The sequence below is a fragment of the Wylensekiella montiformis genome (assembly GCF_009697385.1).
Classification (GTDB): Bacteria; Bacillota; Negativicutes; order Selenomonadales; family Selenomonadaceae; genus Selenomonas_A; species Selenomonas_A montiformis.
Genome location: NZ_VUNL01000001.1, coordinates 222714 through 240067 on the forward strand (window position 1 = coordinate 222714; position 17354 = coordinate 240067).

Here is a 17354-nt window from a genome sequence, read left to right on the forward strand (position 1 = left end):
TATCAGCACCTCCCGCCCGGGCAGGTATAAAGGCCGCCGCCCTGCGCCTCACGCATCTCCGCATTGCTTTTTCCCTGAATCCCCGCCGGGATGTTGAAGCGGTCCTTGTACTTGGCGATGCCGAGCAGGCGGAACATCTTCTCGTAGACCTCCGGCGCGAACTCGAGGCGAGAAGGCAGGTCGTCGCCCGTCGTCTTGGCGCGCATGACGGCGCGCATGTCCAAGAGGCGCTGCAGTGTGCGCGTCATGACGGCCGTATTTCCGGCCGCGAGGATCTCGGCGAGGTACGCAATGGGGATGCGCATCTCATCGGCTTCCGGCAGGTAGCAGTTCGCCTCCATGCGGCGCGTGATTGGCGAGAGAGGCGGCACGTACCAGACCATCGGCAATGTGCGGAACTCCGGATGGAGCGGCAGGCCGAGCTGCCATTCCTTGACGATCTTGTAGACGGGCGACTCCTGAGCCGCCTTGATCCACGATTCCTGGATGCCCTCTCTGCGCGCAGCCTCGATGACCTCCGGGTCATGGGGGTCGGCGATGACATCGAGCACCTGATGGTAGATCTCGCCCTTATCGCGCGTCGAAGCGGCGGCGACGACCTTGTCCATGTCGTAGAGCAGGACGCCCATGTAGCGCAGGCGTCCGACGCACGTGTCGGAGCAGACGGTCGGCAGGCCGTTCTCAAGGCGCGGGAAGCAGAAGATGCACTTCTCGGCCTTGTTCGTCTTCCAATTGAAGTAGACCTTCTTGTAGGGGCAGGCCGGCACGCAGTGGCGCCAGCCGCGGCAGCCATCCTGCGAGACGAGTACGACGCCGTCCTCCTCGCGCTTGTAGATGGCACCCGACGGGCACGCGGCGACACAGGCCGGATTCAGGCAGTGGTTGCAGACGCGCGGCAGGTACTTCATGAAGATGTCGTGGAACTCGAGCGTGATGTCCTCCGAGATCTTCTTGAGGTTGACGTCCTGGCGGGCCGACTCGCCGTTGGCGAGGTCGTCCTCCCAGTTCGGGCCCCACTTGATCTCCATGCGCTCACCCGTGATGAGCGAGCGCGGGCGGGCAATCGGCTGATGGTTGCGGCGCTTGGAGTGGATGAGCGTCTCGTAGTCGTACGTCCACGGCTCGTAGTAATCGTCCATCTCCGGCTGGTCCGGATGATAGAAGAGCTTCAGCAGGCGCTCCGGCTTCGAGCCGGTGCGCAGCGAGAGCTTGCCATCCTTGCCGAGCTTCCAGCCGCCCTTCCATTTCTCCTGGTCTTCCCAGTTCTTCGGATAGCCGATGCCCGGCTTCGTCTCGACATTGTTGAAATACATGTATTCCGCGCCTTCGCGGTTGGTCCAGACATTCTTGCAAGTGATGGAGCACGTATGGCAGCCAATGCACTTATCAAGATTCATGACCATGGAAATCTGTGCTTTAATCTTCAAGCCAGTCAACCTCCCCCTGCATCTTGCGCGCGACGACGTACATGTCGCGCTGGTTGCCCGTCGGGCCGTAGTAGTTGAAGCCATAGCTGAGCTGGCCATAGCCGCCGATCATGTGCGTCGGCTTCATGTGGATGCGCGTCGGCGTGTTGTGCGTGCCGCTGCGCGTGCCCGTGATCTTCGAGGCCGGCACATTGATGTGGCGGTCCTGGGCATGGTGCATGAATACCGTGCCCTGCGGGATGCGCGGCGAGACGGCCACGCGGGACGTCACGACGCCGTTGTGGTTGTAGAGCTCGATCCAGTCGTTGTCGCGCACGCCGATCTCCTTGGCATCCTTCTCACTCATCCAGACCGTCTGGCCGCCGCGGAACAGCGTCAGGAGCTGCTGGCTGTCGAAGTACATCGAATGCGTCGACCACTTGTTGTGCGGCGTCAGGTACTTGAGCGTGATCTCCTTCGTGCCGCCCAAGAGATTCTTGATGGGGCGGTAGTCGAGGATCGGCTTGAACGTCGCCATGGCCTCGCCGTACTCGCGCATCATCTCGTGGTCGAGATAGAAGGACTGGCGGCCCGTGACGGTGCGGAACGGCACGAGCTCCTCGATGTTCGTCGTGAATGGCGTGTAGCGACGGCCCTGATTGCTGCCCGTGAATGTCGGCGATGTGATCGTCTCCTTCGGCTGCGCAGCGATCTCATCGAACGTGAAGCGCTCGCTCTCGCGGTCCTTGGCCAGATGTTCGAGGTTCTTGAGGCCCGTCTTTTCGTTGAGGCTCTGGAAGGCCTTGACGGCCACCTTGCCATTCGTCGTCGTCGAGAGGCCCATGACGGCCTCGACGGCCTGACGCGCGTCGTAGATGGACGGCATGCCGTACGAGACAAAGTCCTCGTTCTCGATGACGCCGTTGCGCGTGCGAATCTCCTCGTACTCATCGGAGGAATCCCACGTCATCGTCAGCGATCCCATCTTCTTGGAGACATTCGGTCCGAGCGCGATCCACTTCTCATACGTCTTCGTGTAGTCGCGCTTGACCGGCACGAGATTCGGCATCGTCTTGCCCGGGATGGGCTCGCACTCGCCCTTGCTCCAGTCGCGCACGCGGCCCTCCGGCTGAGCCGTCTCGCCCTCGCTGTCGTGGCCGATCGGCACGGCGACGAGATCCTCATACGGCTTGAGGTCGGCTTCCTTGGCGACCTTCGAGACGGCCTCTGCGAGCGTGCGGAAGACATCCCAGTCGCTCTTAGCTTCCCAGAGCGGATCGACCGCGGCCTGGAACGGGTGGACAAACGGATGCATGTCCGTCGAAGAGATATCGTCCTTCTCGTACCATGTGGCCGTCGGCAGCACGACATCGGAGTAGAGTGCCGTGCCCGCCATGCGGAAGTCGATGTCGATGAGCAGGTCGAGCTTGCCCTCGGCAGCGCCGCCCGGCTTCTGGAGCTCCTCCTGCTCGCGCCACTTGATCTCCGTCGGGCGCGTCGGGCCCTCTTCCTCGGCAAAGACCGTGTGCTCCGTGCCGAGCAGATACTTGTTGAAGAAGTCGTTGCCCTTGGCAGACGAGCCGAGCAGGTTCGCCGTCCAGACAAAGAGGTTGCGCGGGAAGTTCTCCGGAGCATCCGGGTCCTCTGCCGCGAACTGCAGGCTCTTGTCCTTGAGGGAACGCACGACGTACTTCTTGAGGTCCTCGCCCTTCGCCTTCGCTTCGTCCGTCAGCTGCTGGCCGCCCTTGTTGAACGTCGGGTAAGACGGCAGCCAGCCGAGGCGGGCGGCCATGACGTTGTAGTCGGCCGCATGGCGGTAGCGCGGGCTCGTCAGTGGCGAGACGAGATCCTTCATGTCGACCTCGTCGCTGCGCCACTGGTCCGTCGCGAAGTAGTAGAACGACGTCGAGTTCTGCAGGCGCGGCGGTGCCTGCCAGTCCGTGGCCGTCATGATGCGCGCCCAGCCCTCTGCCGGACGCAGCTTCTCCTGGCCGACGTAATGAGCCCAGCCGCCGCCATTGCGGCCCTCCGAGCCCGTGAAGAGCAGGAGGTTGAGGATCGTGCGGTAGACGATGTCGGCGTGGAACCAGTGGTTGATGCCGCCGCCCATGATGACCATCGTCTTGCCCTTCGTCTTGATGGCGTTGTCGGCGAATTCACGGGCCGTGTGGATGCAGGTCTCAGCCGGGACCCCGGTGTATTTCTCCTGCCACTTCGGCGTGTACGGCACATCCTCGTCGTACGAGGAAGCGCACGCGCCGCCGAGGCCGCGGTCGACGGCGTAGTTGGCGAGCATCAGGTCGTAAACCGTCGTGACGAGGATCTCGCCGTCCTTCGTCTTGACGCGCTTGGCCGGCACCATGCGGCGAATGACGCGCTCCTCGCGCTCATTGCCGAAGTACGGGAACTCGACCTCGACGACTTCGTCGAACTGGCCGAGTACCGAGAGCTGCGGCACGATCTTCGCGCCCGTGTCGCGGTCTTCCTCGCGCAGGTTCCACTTCTTCTCGTTGTCCCAGCGGTCGCCCATCGTGCCGTTCGGCACGACGAGCTTGCCCGTGATCTCGTCGATGACATAATGCTTGAACTCCGCGTGCTTGTCCGTGCGGCCCATGTCCTTGCCGTTTAAAAAGCGGCCCGACTCATAGCTGCCGTCGGCGCGCTTATGAAGCTGCACAAGGAACGGGAAGTCCGTGTAATGGCGCGTGTATTCCGTGAAGAACTCGGCCGGCTCACCCCAGTAGTACTCGTTGAGGATGACATGGCCCATCGCCATGGCAAAGGCCGCATCGCTGCCGACCTTGAGTGAGATCCACGTATCGGCCACGGCTGTCGACTCCGCGTAGTCCGGCGCAATCGAGACGACCTTCGTGCCCTTGTAGCGCGCTTCTACCAGGAAGTGGGCATCCGGCGTGCGCGTCAATGGCACGTTCGATCCCCAGGTCAAGATGTAGCCGGCATTGAACCAGTCCGAGGACTCCGGCACATCCGTCTGGTCGCCCCAGACCTGCGGGCTTGCAGGCGGCAGGTCGGCATACCAGTCGTAGAACGACAGCGAAGCGCCGCCCATGAGCTGCATGAAGCGCGCGCCGGCCGCGTACGACAGCATGGACTTCGCCGGGATGACGGCGAAGGCGAAGTTGCGGTCCGGGCCGTACTTCATCGCCGTGTGCAGAAGCGACGAGGCGACGAGCTCCGAGACTTCATCCCAGCTCGAGCGCACGAAGCCGCCCTTGCCGCGCGCTTCCTTATAGAGCTTCGTCTTGGCGGGATCATTGGCGATGCTCTGCCAGGCTTCAAGAGCCGTCTTGTGCTCCTTGCGCGCCTCGCGCCAGAGCGCAGCGAGCTCGCCGCGCAGATACGGATACTTGATGCGGTGCGGATTGTAGAGATACCACGAGAACGTCGCTCCGCGCGGGCAGCCGCGCGGCTCGAAGTCCGGCATGTCCGGGCTCGTCTCCGGATAATTGTGCTCCTGGTTCTCCCAAGCCACGAGCCCGTTCTTGACATAGATGTTCCAGCAGCACGAACCCGTGCAGTTGACGCCGTGCGTCGAGTGAACGCACTTGTCAAACGACCAGCGGTCGCGGTAAGTGTTTTCCCACGCGCGGCCGCCTTCAAAGAACTGCTGATGTCCCGTCGCTGATGTTTCAACCGGGATCAGATGCTTCCATTTCGAAAAGATATTGCTCACGTCATCACCCTCCTATTGCCTATTATTTTATCCGAATTTTATCCTGACTCATGTGAAAAAGATCACTGTGCTGGTTTTTTTGCAAAAAAAATCGGCCAGGGAAACCTTTTCCCTGACCAAGGAGTCCGATCTTCTTATCGCAGCGCAAGATCATTCGATATTGCAGATTTCCCGGCCGCAGTTTTCGCATTGGATGGCATCCCGGAGATAATCCATATCCTTGATAAAGATAAAATGACCGCGATACTCTATGACGTCAGCCCGGCGCAACTCACTGAGCATGCGGTTGAGACTTTCGCGCGCCGTCGCCGAATAATTGGCCAATTCCTGATTCGTCAGCGGAACGGAGATCAGGATTCCGCCGTCTATTTCCTTGCCATAGCTGTTGGCCAGCCGGATCAGGGTCGAATAAAGCGCCCCTTTCTTGCCATAAAGCAGGAGATCGCGGAATTTGGAATGCTGTTTGCGCATATGTGCGCCCATGACCTTCAGCAGATTGACCGCAAGCACCGGCTTCTTTTCCAAATAGCTCTGCAGTATAGGAAATTCGATAGCATAAACCTCCGAGGCGCTCTGGGCAACCGCGTTGAAAATATACACCGGATTTTTTTCATAAAGAGGCAGCTCTCCTATCAGGCTGCCCCGGGCGGCAAGGCGCAGGGACAGCACCTTGCCGGACATCGCGTATTTGGTGATAAAAATCTGTCCGGAACGCACAATGTAAAAATATCTGGCCTTATCCCCCTCATGAAAAAGGTATTCTCCATCATGAAGCATGACCACCTTTCCCGGTACCTCGTAAAAGGGACGTACCAGTGACTCCGTTTGCGCCTGACCCTCTGCCCTGTTCCTATCCTCCATGATACGCACAACTTCCCCCTTCTATCTATCCGATGCCAACGGGCGCCAACGCCCTGAATGTATTTACGGTTCTTTATTTTTTATTTCGCTGCCCGGAGGATATATTCCTGTTCGCTCTGGATAAAGTTTCTTCTCTTCGGCACGATATTATGATATATATTACATATAGCGTGATTTTTTTTACAGATTATTTGAGGTATCTCCTCTATAATGTGACAAAGAGTTTATCGTTCCTTATTGCTTAGAAAGGTTTCATACCAAATTCAACGAAAAGGAGAGTCAACGTATGGCAGAATCAGCTGTGACAAAAAAATTGGGGGCAAATCCCACGCGCAAGGAAATCCTTGCGAACTGGACACCGGAGGACCCCGTCTTCTGGAAGAAGTTCGGCGAGAGGATCGCGAAGCAGAACCTCTACACTTCAACATGGGCCCTTGTCCTCTCCTTTGTCGTCTGGACACTCTGGGCCACGATCGCCGCAAAGCTCAATGCAGCAGGCTTCCACTTTAGCGACGAGCAGCTTTTCACGCTGGCCGCGCTTCCGGGACTTGTCGGCGCCACAGGACGCCTCTTCTACACCTATCTTCCCGGACTCATCGGCGGCCGCAACTCGGCCTTCATCACGACGGCCCTGCTGCTCTTCCCTCTCTTCGGCCTCGGCCGCGCGCTGCAGGACACGACGACATCGTATGACACGTTCGTCCTGCTCGTCTCCTTCATCGGCATCGCCGGCGCCAACTTCTCCGCTTCGATGGCCAACATCGGCTTCTTCTTCCCGAAGGCGCACAAAGGGCTCGCACTCGGCATCAACGCCGGCATCGGCAACCTCGGCGTCTCGCTGATCTACCTGACGGCGCCGCTGCTCATCGGGTGGAACCTCACCTCGTTCTTCGGCCCCGGCGTCGCCACATCAAACGGCATGATGTGCCTGCAGAATGTCTGCTACTTCTGGATCGTGCCGACCGCTCTGACGCTCATACTCATCTGGCTGTTCATGGACAATCTGCCGCTGCCGAAGCAGAGCCCGAAGAGCATGCTCTCGATCTTCGGCAACAAGCACACCTGGCTCATGTGCTGGATCTACACCTGCGGCTTCGGCTCCTTCATCGGCTTCTCTGCCGCACTCGGCCTGCTCGTCTCGAAAGAATTCCCGGAAGTCTCCTTCTCGATGGCCGCCTTCCTCGGACCGTTCATCGGAGCCGGAATCCGCCCGGTCGGCGGCTGGCTTTCCGACCGCCTCAACAGCGGGTCCAAGGTCACGCTCGTCTCGCTCTTCATCATGCTCGCTGCCAGCATCGCCGTACTCTTCGGCATTCAGACGCACGCCTTCGCGCTGTTCTTCGGCGCATTCCTCCTGCTCTTCCTGACGACGGGCTTTGTCAACGGCGCCTCGTTCCGCATGATTCCCTACATCTTCGACAATCCGTTCCACGCCTCGCTTGTCACTGGATTTACCGCAGCCATCGCCGCTTACGGCGCTTTCCTGATCCCGAAAATTTTCGGCTGGTCCTACGCCAGCTTCCAGAATGTCGCGCCTGCCTTCTATATCCTCATCGGGTTCACCATCCTCACCATCGTAATCACCTGGTACTTCTATGACAGAAAGGGATCCGGGATCAAGTGCTGAACGAATCCCGGAAAAAGATTCTCTGACAAAAATAACAATCCCCATAAGCCAGATTTTTGGGTCTGCTTATGGGGATTGTTTTATTTCTTCAACAGCCCGATAAACTCACGCGCCGCTTCGGATAAATGCTGATGGCGGCCATAAGCCGCTATCAGCTGCCGCGGCGGCACCTCTTCCTCCAGTTCGAAAAAACAGGGGGCCTGACGGCGCTGCCAGCTGCGCGCCAGCATATCCGTGACCAATGTCGCTCCCATGCCGGCCGCGCAGAGCTCCGCCGCATCGATGATGCTGTTCGCCTCAAAAACGACATCGGGCTCGCACTGCGTTTCCAGACACAAGGTGTCATAAATGGATGTCATCTGCCGCTTTTTCTGCAGGCAGATAAACGGCTGACCATGCATCCGGGCAAAGGAGAGCCGCGGGAACGGCCGGGTCAGGCGAGGCCGGAGGTCCCGGACAAAGGGATGCTCCTGCGGCAAAGCAAGCATCACCCGCTCCGACAAAAGCGGAATACGGGCAAAGCCCTGATCGGGCAGCGGGTCATACAGCAGCGCAAAATCAACCCGCCCGCTGAGCACATCTTCCTGAAGCTCGCTGACACTGTGCTCCCGGACCTGCAGGCTGATGCCGGGATAACGGTTATGAAATTTGATCAGCGGCTGAGCCAGATAGCAAGAAGAACGCGTTCTCGAACTGCCGATACAAAGGCTTCCTGTGCGCAACTCGGTCAGATCCGCGGTTTCCCGGACCAAATCCCGCTTCATGCGTTGAATCTCCCGCGCCTTGGTCACATAGATCTCTCCGGCCGGGGTAAGCTGCAGCGGAATCTGGCTCCGGTCAAACAGAAGCGCCCCCAGTTCTCCCTCGATTTTCTTAATGCACTGCGACAGGGACGGCTGGGAAACGAACAAATGCTTAGCTGCTGCGGAAAAGGTTCCGTCTTCCGCAACCTGCAATACGCTTCTCCATTCATGCTCATCGATCATCGCTCTGTCCCTGTCCTTTCCGTCCGGTTAAAAACCCAATTCTTCCTTATGCGCCGTCATACCGTCAATACAGCACTGCATGACCTCGCCCGGTTCCATTCCCAGCATAGCAAAGCCACGTTGGATGATATCCCGGCTGCATTTTGCCGCAAACCGTTTGTCCTTGAACTTCTTTTTCAGGGATTTCAGCGCCATGCCGTCCATCTTTTCCGGCCGCATGAGCGCATATGCCTGTACGATTCCCGTCAGCTCATCCACGGTAAACAGGCTCTTTTCCATATCCGTCTCCGGTTCGGCTTCATCGGTCGTAATCCCCCAGCCATGCGAGAGGATCGCCCGGATGTCTTCCTCGTCGATTCCTTCCGGCTCCAAAAGCTCCCGCACATGATGACAATGTTCATCCGGATATTTTTCATAATCCACATCGTGAAGATAACCGACAGCTTCCCAGTGCTCCTTATCCGCTCCGAAATGATCGGCCATCGCTCCCATCGCCGCACTGACGGCTGCCGCATGAAGAAACAGATGCGGCTCCGTGGTATGCTTCGCCAGAATTTCTTTCGCCCGCTTCAATGTCAATGTACTCATCACAAGTCCTCCTTGTACCAATAATGTAAACCTGTAACGTTTCTATTCATTATACGCAGGAATCCGGATCATCGTCAACCAAAGGACCCAATACATAGAACGTTCCATGTGCCTTGGCAAAGATCTTGCCCGCATCGTCTTTCAGCTCGCTTTCGAGTGCCATGGTATGACGCCCGTCGTGCAGGACGCGCCCCGTCGCAAGAATCCGGGTCGTAAGCGGCACCGAATGCATGAAATCCATGGACAGACTGAGCGTGACCACCCGTTTATTGCGCGCCAGAGCCGCCGCGCCCATGGCCGTATCAGCCAATGTCATGAGCACGCCGCCATGGACAATCCCGTACAAATTCGTATGCTCCTCCTCTGCCGTCAGCTCCAGACGCACCTGCCCGTCTCCATCCGGTATGACCTGGGCATGAAGATATTCCAAAAACGGATTTTTGTGATAAAATTCCACGATATGACGCTGCCATTCCGTCATTTCCTTCACGATAAGCCGCCTCCCCACTGCTCACTGCCGCGCCCGCCTGTGAAAATCCCCTTTCGTGCGCAGCCCGCGGCAGAGAGCCGGGTATTGCTTTTATCCCGAAATACCTTTACAATAAAGACTGACACGATGTTTAAATAAACCAAAACAAAGGGTGATTGAATATGAGTATGTTTTCCCGTTTCTTGCCGAAGAGAAAACCGGTAGAAATAAAAAACAACATCCCGAAGGAAAAAGCCAATATCCGCAAAACCTTCGGCCTGTACTGCCACAGCCATCACAACACGTCAGGCGACAAGCTCTGCCCGAAATGCACAGCTCTTCTGGCCACGGTCATGACGCGGATGAACCGCTGTCCGTACGGCATCACAAAACCGATCTGCGACCGCTGCGACCGTACAGTTCAATGCTTCGGCCCGCATCAGGCCAGAGACTTCCTGCACATCATGAGCTCCGCGCAAAAGCGCATGTTCCTGCGCCACCCCATGATGGCCTTTAAACACAAACTCGCCAGCATGGGCGTCGATTATGCCAAGTATCAGCAGGCAAAGAAAATCGACGACAAGGTAAAGGCCAGAGAGGAAACCGCAAAAAAGCGCGCAAAGGACCGAAAAGCAAAAAAATGAGTGTCCGCCATTTGGCGAACAGCAAAACAGCCTTTCCAAAGAAGGGCTGTTTTTTTCTTGTTCACTTCACCAGCCGAAGCGCCGGTCGCTGCGCCGAAGGGCCATGCGGCTTCTCCGCGGCATCCTCCGGCGTCCTCTGCGCACGGCCATGATCGCAGATATTGATCAGCATGCCCATAGCCATCATGCTGACAATCAGCGAGGATCCGCCATAGCTGATAAAAGGAAGCGGTACGCCGACCACCGCAAACAGGCCGCCGACCATGGCCATATTCACCAGCGCCTGCCCCATGATGAGGAGCATGATGCCCAGCGCCAGCATCTGCCCGAACTCATCCTCCGCCCGGTTCGCCACGCGCACGCAGAAAAGAATCAGCAGTCCGATCAGCAAAAAGACCATCAGCGCGCCGATATACCCATGCTCCTGACAAAAAATCGCAAAGGCAAAATCCGTATGGGCCTCCGGCAAATAGGAATATTTGCTGACGCCATCACCGAGTCCCATGCCCCAAAAGCCGCCGGAGCCGATGGTGGAAAGGGACTGCACCGTCTGATAGCCGAACTTCTGGGCATCCGACCAAGGATCAAACATCGTCCGGATCCGCTGCAGCCGGTACGGCTGGAACAAGATCATCCCAACCAGCAATACCGGAGCGCCGGCCAGTAGCATCTTCCACTGCCAGCTTTTCAGACCGGCTACCATTGCCATGGCCACCGGCACGCCAATGATGATACAGGCCGTCCCCATATCCGGCTCCAGTTCAGTCAGGACCGCCATGATGAAGATACAGAAAAACTGCGCGTTGAAAATCGTAGCCGGCTGACCGTGCTTGACGCGCACAGACAGCACAGCTGCCGCCAGCATCAGGCTGAGCAGCTTGGCAAATTCCGCCGGCTGAAAACCGAAGCCGCCGATGGAAAGCCAGCGCCGGGCCCCGTTGATGGACGTCCCGATGACCAGAACAAGGGCCAGCGCGGCGAACATGCCAAGCAGGAGCCAGGGCATGACGATGCGCCAGCGCCGGTAATTGATATGGCGGCAGCCCACAAAAGCCGCCACCCCGACCACCAGCCAGATCAGATGGCGCGTCAGAAAGTAATAGGGATTTTCATAATCGATCGTCGCCAGCACATAGCTGGAACTGAATACATTGATGGTCCCCAATACGACCAGAATCGCCATGATGACCATGATCGGCTCTGCATCATTATTCCACAGGGTTTTCCGAATCCGCATGGTGTCGCCCCCTTATGGAAAGATTACCTCACAGCGGTTGATCTTTTCGCCAAAGCCGCTGAACTTCCGCTCGTATTCCGTCATGATGTTTTCCGGCCGGTTTTCCGCATGCAGATCAAAGGACACATCCTGTACCGTCAGGCCGGCTTCCCGAAACTGCTCCAGCGAAAAGTCGAAAAGCGGCCGGTTGTCTGTCTTAAAATGCAGTTCTCCGGGCTTTTTCAAAAGCACACGATATTTTTCCAAAAAACCCGTATGGGTCAGCCTGCGCTTGGCATGGCGTTTTTTCGGCCAGGGATCGCAAAAATTGATATAGAACCGGTCAACCTCTTCCGGGGCGAAAATCGTTTCAATATGATGAATGTCAAAGACGAGAAGCCGGACATTCTGCAGTTCCCGCGCGGCGACCTTCTGCGCCGCTGCATAGAGCACATCCTGCTGCGCCTCAATGCCAATGAAGTTGATCTCCGGATGACGCTGCGCCAGCTCGCTGATAAAATCGCCCTTCCCCGTGCCGAGCTCCACATGAAGCGGGGCCTGCCGGCCAAACTGATCCGCCCATTTTCCCCGCTGCTCCTCGCCGGCCGCCCGGTCACGGCTGAATACGAACGCATCGAATTCATGAATCGCTTCATCCACCCAGGGTTTTCTTCTTAAACGCACAATGAATCTCCTTTATTTTTTCTCCAGACCATATTTTTTCAGATAGCGGTACAAGGTCACGCGGCTGACATTCAGAAGATTGGCCAGACGACTGACATTTCCGCCCGCTGCCTGCCATGCCTTAACAAATACATCCTTGTCCTCTTTCCATTTGTTATCCGGCTTCACATCTCCCATCAGACTGATGTCCTTGGGGCCGATGTCCTTGCCCGGCGTATTGAAGAACGCGTATTCCAGCACGCTCTGAAGCTGTTTGATATTCCCCGGCCAGTCATATTCCCTGAGCACCTTTTCCGTCTCAGGAAGAATGCGCTTCGGCTCCATCTGATGCTGCTCGGCCAATTCTCTGATGATGTGATCGGCCAGCTTCGGAATATCCTCCCGGCGGCTGCGCAATGCCGGGACACGCACGACGCTTTTGCTGACAATCTCATACAGCTCGCGCGCGAACAGTCCCCGCTCCGTCAGACGCTTGAGGTCGCTGTCGCAGGCCGCAATGATGCGCACATTGATCGGACGCTCGACCGTCTCACCGATGCGATGGGACTTGCCCTCCTTCAGCGCCTGAGCCAGCTCCACGGCGATATTTTTCGGCATCTTTTCAATTTCATCCAGAAACAAGGTGCCGCCGGAGGCCAGCTCCAGACGCCCCTGATGGCTCACCTCCGGATTCAGCATAACGCCGAAAAGCTCCTGTTCCAAAAGCTCCGGCGTAGCGTCCCCGCACCGCAGGGTAATCAGCGGGCCTGCAGCACGCGGGCTGGCCTGATGGATCCCATGTGCCATGCGCTGCTTCCCGGTCCCCGCTTCGCCCTGAATCAGAATATGATGCTGATTCTTGGCCACACGAGCCGCCTTATTGCGGACGCTCAAAAACGTCGTCCCCTCACCGACCATCGAATTCAGGCTGTACTTGGCTGTATAACCGGCCGCATGAGCCACCAGAGTGCGCAGATCTTCAATAGGCATGGAAACGACGACTACGCTTTGTACGGCCTGATCTTCGTCGCGTTCCAATGGCACCACCGTCGTAATGTCCTCGTACGTCTTGGCCGGAGTAATCCATGTCACTTCCTTATTGTACGAGGGAATCCCCCGGAACCCCTTATAGATCGGCGTATGCTGATAATTCATGATAACGTCGTTGAGATTCGAGGTCGGCCGTCCTTCTTTTTTCCCGGCGCCGATTCCTTCCAGCCGCGTATGCCCGAGCTGATTGGCATAGGCCACCTCGCCGCCCGGCATGACATGATAAACGGCAAAAGGCGTCGCATCGAGAATGGCTTCCTCCGCCTTGATGCGCACGGACTCCGTGAGATGCTGCTCCAGAGCAGTCTTCATTGTCAGCAGCAGGGAAATCACCGCATCCTGCGGCATGGCCACCTGCTCCATGGACACCAGCGTAATGATGTAGTGGAATTCACCGTTCACCCTGACCGGTGCGGAGCAGGCATCGCCAAGCTGGCATTCGCGGACCCACATCTCCGGTCCGAACATCCAGAACGGCGTCTGATGCTCACAGGCGACGCTGATGCTCGAAGTCCCCACCTGTTCGATACCCACGCGGGCTCCCTCGATCTCGCCCGGCGTCATCTGATAAAACGGCAGGGAATAACTCTTTAACACCACACAATCCGCATCGATAAGCAGCAGGCTCAGATTGTATTCCTGAAAGAATTCCTTGATTCCCTCGCTGAGCTGACTCAGATACTGAATGGCATCCATATGCTTGGACTGCAGCGCCTGAAATTCATCCTTCGGCAGTTTATGACGAATATCCATAGTTTCCCGGCCAATTCCCAGCTCCTGACTTTTCTGCCAGGATTCCGCTACCCATGGATGAACATTCGGATCCAATATCCCTTCTTCTGTAAATTTTTGATAATATGCTTCGAGTTTGCTTCTGCTGCGATGCTCTCTGATCATCCTTTATCCTCCTGTCCCTGCGATTCATAACTCCATGCCGGATCAGCATATCCGGCCGATCGCCCGATATATTCTCATACTTTCCATTTTAACAATCCTTTTCTCTTCCTGCAATTACTTTTGTCCTATTTTGTTTACAAAATCGACAAATTCCGCCAAAATCGAGCAAAAAAAGTTTCATTTCTGTTGTCTTAGCGACCATATTCTGCTTTTTTTGGACTTTCGGCAGATAGGCATGATATAATATGATCGAGATATGATGAAGAGAAAGGAAGATGGACCTTCATGGCAAAGCAGTATAAAAAATTACAGAAAAAAATCTACCCAGAAAAAAAAGATCCGCATGATAAAGAAAAGGAAAAGATTGGCAAGGATTACCTGCTCATCGCAGTCTGCTGCTTTACCTTTGTCGTCACGATCTTTGGCTGGCCGCATTTTGACGATCTCAACCGGGCCATGTATATTCTGCTGACGCTTTCTCTCGGTCTGACTTATGCTTACCGCCACGCCAGACTTTCCGATAATGCCCGCATCTATGTAAACCGGGCCAGTCTCTGCAGCATGGGGCTGGCGATCGGGCTGTTCTGTCTTTCCCTGTTCAAAACCTTCGCCGGCTGAACGAAGCCGGCCCCGCCCATACCCTTTCATCTGCAAAGGCGGTCCGCTGACCAAAAAGTCAACGGACCGCCTTTGTTCATCAAAAGAATGTTTTCCTGCCAACAGGCCGTTTGGTTGTGCTTCCTTTATTCCAATGCCGACGAAAAGACTTTATCGACGGCGTTTTTAATGGTTTCGTAATCCTGTCCGGGCTGTGCCTCATAGCATTTCTTTCCATCCACAAACAGACTCGGCACATAATAATAATCCGCCGCGTAGCGCCCGGCAAGCTCCGGCTGTTCGTTTTCATCAATCACTTCGAGTTCCAAATGATGATAAGCAGGCTTCTCTTCCTTCAGCGCGTCAATCGCCCGAAATGCGTTCCGGCAATATGGACAGCCCTCCATCTTGATCAATGTAACTTTCTTCATTGTTTTCCTCCTAACGATGAAAAACATTCAGCAGAGCGCTTAGTACGATGCTGACCACAACGCAGGTCACCACCGGAAAGTAGAAACTTCCGCGCTCACCTGTGATGTGAATATCTCCCGGCAGATGGCCGAGCGGCAGAAATTTCCCGCCCAACTCTGTCAGCAGTCCGGCAATGACGAGCAGGATTCCTGCGCCAATCAAAAACTTTCCCATCGCACGCCTCCCAGGGCAACAGCCCGCGCACAATCCAAGGACCAATCCATCGAACAAGGCTACCCCAAAAGGCGGTCCGCTTACTCGAACAGTCAGCGAACCGCCTTTGCAGGAAGGAGCAGTTTTTTCACTGCTCCGCTTTTCCAGAGTATTAATCCTGTATATCCGTCTGCGTGGCACGCAGACGCGCCATAGCGCGCTGCATGGCGAGCTGCGCCCGCTCCACGTCGATGTCCCTGGATTCCGGCACACCCTGATGGAACGCCGCCAGACGTTCCTTCGCACGCGCCATGGCCCGCTTAGCCCGATTGATGTCAATATCAATCGGCTGCTCAGCAGCCGTAGCCAAAACCGTGATCTTTTCCGGCGTGACTTCCATAAATCCGCCAGCCACGGCAATAAGCTGTTCATCGCGATCCGCACCGAGGCGCACGCGCATGGCATGCGGGATCAGGCCGGTCACCAGCGGCGCATGATGCGGCAGAATACCGAGCTCACCGCCCGTCGAGCGGACAATGAGCATGCTGATATCTGCAGAATAGACCAACCGGTCCGGAGAGACAATCTCTAGCTTAATCGTCGCCATCGATTATTCCTCCTCTTTAAGTTTCTTTGCCTTCTCCACAGCTTCGTCAATTGTTCCGACCATATAGAACGCATTTTCCGGCAGATCGTCGTATTTGCCTTCAAGGATTTCCTTGAAGCCGCGAACCGTTTCTTTCAGCGGTACATATTTGCCCGGCGATCCCGTAAACACCTCAGCCACAAAGAACGGCTGGGAAAGGAAACGCTGAATCTTGCGGGCGCGCGATACGGTGAGCTTATCTTCATCGGAAAGTTCTTCCATACCGAGAATGGCGATGATATCCTGCAGGTCTTTGTACTTCTGCAGAACAGCCTGTACGCCACGGGCTACTTTATAATGCTCCTCGCCCAGTACCTCTGGGTTCAGGATACGGCTCGTGGAATCCAGCGGGTCAACGGCCGGATAAATACCAAGCTCTGCGATCTGACGGGAAAGAACCGTCGTCGCATCCAGATGGGTAAACGTCCCGGCCGGAGCAGGGTCTGTAAGGTCGTCGGCCGGCACATAGACGGCCTGAACCGACGTAATGGAACCGTTCTTCGTAGACGTGATGCGCTCCTGCAGAGCACCGATATCCGTGGAGAGCGTCGGCTGATAACCAACGGCCGACGGCATACGTCCCAGCAGAGCCGAAACCTCGGAACCCGCCTGAATGAAACGGAAAATATTATCGATGAACAGCAGCACGTCCTGATGCTGAACATCACGGAAATATTCCGCCATCGTCAGACCGGTCAGCGCAACGCGCATACGTGCTCCCGGCGGCTCGTTCATCTGGCCGTAGACGAGGGCCGTCTTATCGATGACGCCGGATTCCTTCATTTCGCCCCAAAGGTCGTTTCCTTCACGCGTGCGTTCACCGACGCCGGCGAATACGGAATAACCGCCGTGCTCGGTCGCGATGTTATGAATCAGCTCCATGATCAGGACCGTTTTGCCGACACCGGCGCCGCCGAACAAACCGGTCTTGCCGCCCTTGGAATACGGCGCGATCAGATCGACGACCTTGATGCCCGTCTCAAGAATCTGAGCTGACGTCTCCTGCTCCTCAAATTTCGGCGCCGGGCGATGAATCGGCCAGGCCTCCTTGTTGCCGACCGGAGTCGGATCGTGGTCAACCGTCTGTCCGAGAACATTGAAAATACGTCCCAGAACTTCGTTGCCGACCGGTACGGTAATCGGCGCACCAGTATCAACCGCCTCCATACCGCGGGTCAGTCCATCCGTAGAGCTCATGGCGATGCAGCGGGTCACGCTGTCCCCAAGATGCTGCATGACTTCGACGACCAGATCGATGTCGATGTCGCCGGCTTTGCCCTTGATGGTAACTGCATTGAGAATTTCCGGCAGTTCCCCGGCTGGAAATTCAATATCTACGACAGGTCCGATAACCTGTACGACTTTACCTTTTACCAATGGTAAACC

16 protein-coding genes are annotated in these 17354 nt (G+C 56.6%); 3 read left to right on the plus strand and 13 right to left on the minus strand.

The annotated features are described in order from the left end of the window. Positions 1 to 2 precede the first annotated feature (2 nt). The 3 genes from narH to FYJ78_RS01110 all read right to left on the minus strand — a co-directional run bounded on the left by narH (position 3) and on the right by FYJ78_RS01110 (position 5877). Positions 3 to 1427: a nitrate reductase subunit beta gene (narH, locus tag FYJ78_RS01100; RefSeq protein WP_154619546.1), complete on the minus strand. Its 1425-nt coding sequence runs from the start codon at positions 1425 to 1427 to the stop codon at positions 3 to 5. Continuing rightward, a complete protein-coding gene (locus FYJ78_RS01105) occupies positions 1417 to 5100 on the minus strand; it encodes a nitrate reductase subunit alpha (RefSeq protein WP_328597598.1) in 3684 nt (1227 codons plus the stop codon). The genes narH and FYJ78_RS01105 overlap by 11 nt, the downstream gene beginning before the upstream one ends. A 150-nt stretch (positions 5101 to 5250) precedes the next feature. After that, positions 5251 to 5877, minus strand: coding sequence for a Crp/Fnr family transcriptional regulator (locus FYJ78_RS01110; protein ID WP_408014406.1), 627 nt, complete (start codon positions 5875 to 5877; stop codon positions 5251 to 5253). 370 nt (positions 5878 to 6247) lie between these two features. On the opposite strand from FYJ78_RS01110, the gene FYJ78_RS01115 reads away from it, so the two are divergent. After that, positions 6248 to 7588, plus strand: coding sequence for an MFS transporter (locus FYJ78_RS01115; RefSeq protein ID WP_154619548.1), 1341 nt, complete (start codon positions 6248 to 6250; stop codon positions 7586 to 7588). An 80-nt stretch (positions 7589 to 7668) separates the two neighbouring features. Here the strand turns inward: FYJ78_RS01115 and FYJ78_RS01120 are convergent, their stop codons facing one another. The 3 genes from FYJ78_RS01120 to FYJ78_RS01130 are packed head-to-tail and all read right to left on the minus strand — an operon-like array spanning position 7669 to position 9643. Further along, a complete protein-coding gene (locus FYJ78_RS01120) occupies positions 7669 to 8574 on the minus strand; it encodes a LysR family transcriptional regulator (protein ID WP_154619549.1) in 906 nt (301 codons plus the stop codon). Between the two features lie 27 nt (positions 8575 to 8601). Further along, positions 8602 to 9162 carry an HD domain-containing protein gene (locus FYJ78_RS01125; protein WP_154619550.1) on the minus strand — a complete coding sequence of 187 codons (561 nt, stop codon included), beginning with the start codon at positions 9160 to 9162 and terminating at the stop codon, positions 8602 to 8604. Positions 9163 to 9211: 49 nt separating this feature from the next. Next, positions 9212 to 9643, minus strand: coding sequence for a PaaI family thioesterase (locus tag FYJ78_RS01130; protein WP_154619644.1), 432 nt, complete (start codon positions 9641 to 9643; stop codon positions 9212 to 9214). A gap of 170 nt (positions 9644 to 9813) precedes the next feature. Here FYJ78_RS01130 and FYJ78_RS01135 point away from each other — a divergent pair, with 170 nt between their 5' ends. Then, positions 9814 to 10275, plus strand: a complete 462-nt coding sequence (locus FYJ78_RS01135) for a nitrous oxide-stimulated promoter family protein (RefSeq protein WP_154619551.1) — start codon at positions 9814 to 9816, stop codon at positions 10273 to 10275. Between the two features lie 61 nt (positions 10276 to 10336). Here FYJ78_RS01135 and FYJ78_RS01140 read toward each other — a convergent pair whose 3' ends face one another. From FYJ78_RS01140 to FYJ78_RS01150, 3 genes are read right to left on the minus strand one after another with little or no spacing between them, the layout of a single operon-like run. Beyond that, positions 10337 to 11512, minus strand: a complete 1176-nt coding sequence (locus FYJ78_RS01140; protein ID WP_154619552.1) for an FtsW/RodA/SpoVE family cell cycle protein — start codon at positions 11510 to 11512, stop codon at positions 10337 to 10339. 12 nt (positions 11513 to 11524) lie between these two features. Then, positions 11525 to 12175: a tRNA (guanosine(46)-N7)-methyltransferase TrmB gene (gene trmB / locus FYJ78_RS01145; protein WP_328597599.1), complete on the minus strand. Its 651-nt coding sequence runs from the start codon at positions 12173 to 12175 to the stop codon at positions 11525 to 11527. A gap of 12 nt (positions 12176 to 12187) precedes the next feature. Then, positions 12188 to 14101, minus strand: coding sequence for a sigma 54-interacting transcriptional regulator (locus FYJ78_RS01150; protein ID WP_154619553.1), 1914 nt, complete (start codon positions 14099 to 14101; stop codon positions 12188 to 12190). Positions 14102 to 14386: 285 nt separating this feature from the next. On the opposite strand from FYJ78_RS01150, the gene FYJ78_RS01155 reads away from it, so the two are divergent. After that, on the plus strand, positions 14387 to 14719 hold the full coding sequence (locus FYJ78_RS01155) for a hypothetical protein (protein ID WP_154619554.1): 333 nt from the start codon (positions 14387 to 14389) through the stop codon (positions 14717 to 14719). Positions 14720 to 14844: 125 nt separating this feature from the next. Here FYJ78_RS01155 and FYJ78_RS01160 read toward each other — a convergent pair whose 3' ends face one another. The 4 genes from FYJ78_RS01160 to atpD form a co-directional block, all read right to left on the minus strand. After that, complete coding sequence (locus FYJ78_RS01160; RefSeq protein ID WP_154619555.1) at positions 14845 to 15129, minus strand: glutaredoxin family protein; 285 nt, start codon at positions 15127 to 15129, stop codon at positions 14845 to 14847. A 10-nt stretch (positions 15130 to 15139) separates the two neighbouring features. Next, a complete protein-coding gene (locus FYJ78_RS01165) occupies positions 15140 to 15343 on the minus strand; it encodes a DUF2905 domain-containing protein (RefSeq protein WP_154619556.1) in 204 nt (67 codons plus the stop codon). Between the two features lie 151 nt (positions 15344 to 15494). Further along, positions 15495 to 15929: an ATP synthase F1 subunit epsilon gene (atpC, locus tag FYJ78_RS01170; protein ID WP_154619557.1), complete on the minus strand. Its 435-nt coding sequence runs from the start codon at positions 15927 to 15929 to the stop codon at positions 15495 to 15497. 3 nt (positions 15930 to 15932) lie between these two features. Then, positions 15933 to 17345 (minus strand): F0F1 ATP synthase subunit beta, encoded by a 1413-nt coding sequence (gene atpD / locus FYJ78_RS01175; protein ID WP_154619558.1) that lies wholly within the window; start codon positions 17343 to 17345, stop codon positions 15933 to 15935. Positions 17346 to 17354: the final 9 nt, after the last annotated feature.